This is a genomic window from Lactobacillus sp. C449L, assembly GCF_059900815.1.
Genome location: NZ_JBWXGA010000289.1, coordinates 1 through 439, shown reverse-complemented (window position 1 = coordinate 439; position 439 = coordinate 1). Strand labels below are relative to the sequence as shown.

Genomic DNA, 439 nt, shown 5'->3' with positions numbered 1-439 from the left:
GGATATCCCAGCCGTTGATCGCGGGCCCCCCGTCCCGGTAAGGCTTCGGGAGCAGCAAATCCCATACCGTGTTGAAGGCGTTGATTTCGAATTCGTAGTAATTGTGCGTGTCGCCGTCCGGATCGATGAAGATTTCGAAGTCGTTGTCGTAGAAAATGACGGAATCCCGCTCCGTAAGCGTCGCCCAAATCTCGTCTTCTTCGAGCTCCGCGCCGAAGTAGAAATAATCGTCGTCCCAGAGCATCTTCGCCCTCGTTCGTTTCGCCGGAAGCGGCTTTCGGTCGCCTTCGATGTTGACGAAGTTGTCCGTCCTTTCAGATTATAGGCGATATTCGGTTCAGGTACGCCGCTGCGGTTCATCGTTTTTACCTCCGGTCAACATAATCATTGATTTCATGGCGAGGTTCCCCTATCATTTTGGTAGCGGATACATTTTGGA

1 protein-coding gene is annotated in these 439 nt (G+C 52.4%); it reads right to left on the bottom strand.

Going from position 1 to position 439, the window contains the following annotated elements; all coding sequences use genetic code 11:
* The coding region (locus tag AC2JF9_RS09440; RefSeq protein ID WP_500727256.1) for a carbohydrate-binding family 9-like protein at positions 1-244 on the bottom strand (244 nt) is incomplete at its 3' end.
* Positions 245-439: the final 195 nt, after the last annotated feature.